Annotated in this window: 1 protein-coding gene; it reads right to left on the bottom strand. The window is 74.2% G+C overall.

The window, feature by feature from the left end; translation table 11 throughout:
* Positions 1 to 96: 96 nt before the first annotated feature.
* Positions 97 to 5,013, bottom strand: a complete 4,917-nt coding sequence (locus ACFYXV_RS19400; protein ID WP_389383566.1) for a type I polyketide synthase — start codon at positions 5,011 to 5,013, stop codon at positions 97 to 99.
* Positions 5,014 to 5,017 lie beyond the last annotated feature (4 nt).

Genomic DNA, 5,017 nt, shown 5'->3' with positions numbered 1-5,017 from the left:
ACGCTTCAGATACTCAAGGAGCTTGCCGTCGTCAGCCATCCCAGCCTCACAACACCTTTCAGTCCCCGGTGGGACCCCAACACAACTGATCGTTTTTCAGGACAGGCCGAGTTCTTGGTCGATGAACGCGAGGACGTCCTCGGCGGAAGCGTCGTCGAGCCCGCCGATGTCGCTGCCGAAGTCGCCCTCGGCCGCGGGTGAGGCGGACCCCCCACGGTTCCTCAGCCTGGTCGCAAGGTCCTGGAGTCGCGCTGCGATGCCGTGGTCCTCGGCCTCCTGCGGGGTGAGGGAGGCCAGTGCGAGTTCGAGCCGGTCGAGTTCGGAGAGCAGCCCCAGTACCTCTCCCGCCTGGTCCTTGCACAGCTGCTGGTGCAGGTACTCGGCGACGGCGGCGGGGGAGGTGTGGTCGAAGACGAGGGTGGCGGGCAGGGCGATGCCGGTGGCGGAGCCGAGCCGGTTGCGCAGGTCGGTGGCGGCGACCGAGTCGAAGCCCAGGTCGGTGAAGGCCCGGCCGGGCTCCAGCTGGGCCGGGTCGTCGTAGCCGAGCAGGGCGGCCACGTGCGTGCGTACGAGTTCCAGCAGGGTCCTGGTCTGCTGTGCGGGCGGCATGCCGTCGAGCCGTGCCGCGAGCCCGGAGTCCGCGCGGCCGTCCGACGCGTCGCCGCCGTCCGGGGCGGCGAGGGCCTCGCGGGCCTCGGGCAGGCCGTCGAGCAGTGGCCGCGGGCGGGCCGTCGTGTAGACGGGGGCGAACCGGGACCAGTCGATGTCCGCGACCACCAGGTGGCTTTCCTCGTGGTCGAGGGCGGTCCGCAGGGCGCGCAGGGCGAGTTGCGGCTCCATCGGCGGGGCGCCGATGCGCTGCATGACGGAGGTGATCTCGTCGTCGACCATGCCGCTCGCCCAGGAACCCCAGGCTATGGAGGTGGCGGCGTGGCCCTGGGCGCGGCGCCGGTGGGCGAGCGCGTCGAGGTAGGCGTTGGCGGCCGAGTAGGCGGCCTGGCCGGCGCTGCCCCAGACGGCCGCGCCGGAGGAGAAGAGCAGGAAGGCGTCGAGGGGCCGGTCTTGGAGGAGTTCGTCCAGGAGTGCGGCGCCAAGCACCTTGGCGCGGCCCACCTCGGCGAATTCCTCCAGGCCGAGTTCGGCGGCGGGGGCGAGGCGCTGCAGTACGCCGGCCGCGTGGACGACCGCGGTGAGCGGGGTGTCCTCGGGGATGGCGGCGAGCAGGGCGGCCAGGTCGTCGCGGTCGGCCGCGTCGCAGGCGGCGATGGTGACGCGGCAGCCGAGGGCGACGAGTTCGGCCTCAAGGTCCGCGGCTCCGGCGGCGGCCCGGCCGCGGCGGCTGGTGAGGACGAGGTGTTCGGCGCCGAGGCCGGCGAGGAGGCGGGCGACGTGTGCGCCCAGTCCGCCGGTGCCGCCGGTGATGAGGACGGTGCCGCGGGGCTTCCAGTCGCGGGGTGCGGGCAGCTCGCCGAGGGGGGCGTGCACCATGCGGCGGGCGAAGAGGCCTCGGGCGCGGACCGCGAGCTGGTCCTCGCCCGCCGTTCCGGCCAGGGCGGACACCAGGCGGCGGGCCGCCGCGGAGTCGATCGTCGCGGGCAGGTCGACGAGGCCGCCCCAGGTGTCGGGCTGGTCGAGGGAGAGACCGATGCCGGTGCCCCACAGCAGGGCCTGCCAGGGGTCGGTGGGTTCGGCGGGGTCGACGGTGGCCGCACCGGTGGTGGCGCTCCACAGCCGGGCGCGGCTGCCGGTGTCGCCGAGGGCCTGGGCGAGGGCGAGGGTGGCGGCGGTGCCGCGGGTCAGCGAGGGGTGCGCGGGGTGGACGCGGTCGTCGAGGGCGAGCAGGGAGAGGACTCCGGCGGCCCGTGCGGCGGCGTCGGTGGCGCGGAGCCGTGCGGCGAGGGCGGTGCGGTCCTCTTCGCCGGTCTCGATCCGTACGACGGCCGCGGCCCCTCCCGTCTCGAGGGCGGCGGCGACGGTCCGTACCCGCTCGTCGTCGGACAGGCCGGCGGGTACGGCGAGCAGCCAGGTCCCGTCGAGGCGTGCCGAGGTCTCCTCGGGTACGGGCTGCCAGGCGACGCGGTAGCGCCAGGAGTCGACGGTGTGGGCTTCGCGCACCGTGCGGCGCCAGGCGGTCACCGCGGGCACGACCTCGCCGAGGGAGACGGGGTCGACGCCGAGGCGGTCGGCGAGGACGGGGAGGTCCGCGCCTTCGAGGGTGTCCCAGAAGGTGGCGTCGGCCGGGTCGGCGGAGCTCCGCTGCGGGGTCGCGTCGGTGTCCTGCCAGTACCAGCGGCGCTGGAAGGCGTAGGTGGGCAGGTCGACGCGGCGGGCGGCGCTGCCCGCGTAGAAGGCGCTCCAGTCGACGGGGAGGCCGCGGACGTGCAGGTGGCCGAGGCCGGCGAGCAGTTCGCGCTCCTCGCTGCGGCCGCGGCGCAGCAGCGGGACGAACGCGGAGTCGGTGTCCGGCCCGGTGCAGTCGGGTCCGGTGGCGGACAGGGCTGCGTCGGGGCCGAGTTCGACATACGTGGTGACGCCCTTGGTGCTGAGGAAGCCGATGCCGTCGGCGAAGCGGACGGCTTCCCGGACGTGGCGGACCCAGTAGTCGGGGGTGGAGAGTTCGCCGCCGGCGGGGGTGCCGGTGACGTTCGAGACGACGGGGACGGCCGGGGTGCCGTACGTGATGCTCTCGGCGACCGTGCGGAACTCGTCCAGCATCGGATCCATGAGCGGGGAGTGGAAGGCGTGGCTGACGCCGAGGCGCTTGGTCTTGCGGCCGAGGGAGTCGAAGTGCGCCGTGACCGTGAGGACCGTCTCCTCGTCGCCGGAGATCACGACGGATCGCGGGCCGTTGACGGCCGCGATCGCGACGGCGCCGCTGAGCTGCGCGAGGACCTCTTCCTCGGTGGCCTGGAGGGCGGCCATGGCGCCGCCGGCGGGCAGGGCCTGCATGAGACGGCCGCGGGCGGCGACCAGCCGTGCCGCGTCCGCGAGGGTCAGTACGCCGGAGACGTGCGCCGCGGCGAGTTCGCCCACCGAGTGGCCGGCGAGGAAGTCGGGGCGCACTCCCCAGGAATCGAGGAGCCGGTGGAGCGCCACCCCTACGGCGAACAGGGCGGGCTGGGCGAACTCGGTACGGTTCAGGGCGGCTTCGTCCTCGCCCCACATCACCTCGCGCAGGGGGCGGGACAGGTGCGCGTCCAGCTCGGCCGTGACCTTGTCCAGGGCTGCGGCGAACGCGGGGAAGGCCTCGTACAGTTCGCGGCCCATGCCGGTGCGCTGGGCGCCCTGGCCGGTGAAGAGGAACGCGGTGCGGCCTTCGGTGACCGCGGCGGTGGACAGCCCGGGGTGGGGTTCCTCGGCGGCGAGCGCCTTGAGGGCCTGGCCGAGTTCGGTCCGGTCGGCCGCGACGACGGCGGCGCGGTGGCGCAGCGCGGCGCGGGTGGTGGCCAGGGAGAAGCCGAGGTCGACGACGGTGGGTTCGTCGCCGGTGCGGGCGTCGAGGTGGGTGAGGATCCTGCGGGCCTGGTCGGTGAGGGCGTCCGGGCTCTGGCCGGAGAGCACGACGGGGACGGGGGACGTCGCCGCGGGGGCCGGGGCGCCGGCCGTCTCGGCCGTGCCGGGCGTCTCGGCCGTGCCGGCCGTCTCGGGTGCGGGCGCGGGTGCGGGCGCCTCCTCGATGATGACGTGCGCGTTGGTGCCGCTCATGCCGAACGAGGACACGCCGGCCCGGCGCGGCTGCTCGCCGCGGGGCCAGGGCCGGGCCTCGGTGAGCAGCTCGATGTCGCCCGCCGTCCAGTCGACCTCGGTGCTGGGTCCGGCGATGTTGAGGGACTTGGGCAGCAGGTCGTGGCGCATCGCCTGGACCATCTTGATGATTCCGCCGACGCCCGCCGCCGCCTGCGCGTGGCCGATGTTCGATTTGAAGGAGCCGAGCCACAGGGGGCGGCCCTCGGGCCGGCCCCGGCCGTAGGTCGCGAGCAGGGCCTGGGCCTCGATCGGGTCGCCGAGGACCGTGCCGGTGCCGTGCGCCTCGACGGTGTCGATCTCGTGGGCGGAGAGCTGGGCGGCGGCGAGCGCGGCCTGTATGACGCGTTGCTGCGAGGGACCGTTGGGCGCGGACAGTCCGTTGCTGGCGCCGTCCTGGTTGACGGCGGATCCGCGGAGGACGGCGAGTACGGGGTGCCCGCTCCGGACCGCGTCGGAGAGCCGCTCCAGCAGGAGCAGGCCGACGCCCTCGCCCCAGCCGGTGCCGTCGGCGTCGGAGGAGAAGGACTTGCAGCGGCCGTCCGGGGCGAGCCCGCGGTCCTGGCTGAAGCCGACGAACGACGACGGGGAGGACATGACGGTGGCACCGCCCGCGAGGGCGAGCGTGCACTCGCCGGCGCGCAGGGCGCGGGCCGCCAGGTGCAGGGCGACGAGGGAGGAGGAGCAGGCGGTGTCGACGGTGATCGCCGGGCCTTCGAGGCCCAGGCAGTAGGAGATCCGGCCGGAGGCGACGCTGGCCATGCTGCCGGTGCCGCCGTCGCCGTAGTCGTGGTAGACGATCCCGGTGTAGACGCCCGTGGAGGTGTTCTTCAGCGAGTCCGGTGCGATGCCGGCCCGTTCCAGGACCTCCCAGGCCGTCTCCAGCAGGAGCCTCTGCTGCGGGTCGGTCTCGCGGGCTTCGCGGGGGCTCATCTTGAAGAAGTCCGCGTCGAATTCACCGGCGTCGAGCAGGAAGCCGCCCTCACGGGCGTACGACTTGCCCGGTGTGCCCGGTGTGGGGTCGTAGAGGCCCGCGGTGTCCCAGCCGCGGTTCTCCGGCAGGTACGAGATGCCGTCGCGGCCTTCGGAGACCATCTCCCACAGCTCTTCCGGCGTGCTGATCCCGCCGGGGAAGCGGCAGCCCATCGCGACGATGGCGATCGGCTCGTGCTCCTTGGCCTCGACCTCTCTCAGCCGCCGCCGGCTCTGTTGCAGGTCGGACGTGGCGCGCTTGAGATAGTCGCGGAGCTTGTCCTCGTTCGTCGACATGGCA

Origin of the sequence: Streptomyces sp. NPDC002181 (genome assembly GCF_042890485.1) — a bacterium.
Lineage (GTDB): Bacteria > Actinomycetota > Actinomycetes > Streptomycetales > Streptomycetaceae > Streptomyces.
This window is presented reverse-complemented; position numbering and strand designations above follow the sequence as displayed.

Excerpts from the sequence above, each read along its gene's own strand:
- ACFYXV_RS19400 (WP_389383566.1), bottom strand. The coding sequence starts at position 5,013 with ATGTCGACGAACGAGGACAAGCTCCGCGACTATCTCAAGCGCGCCACG.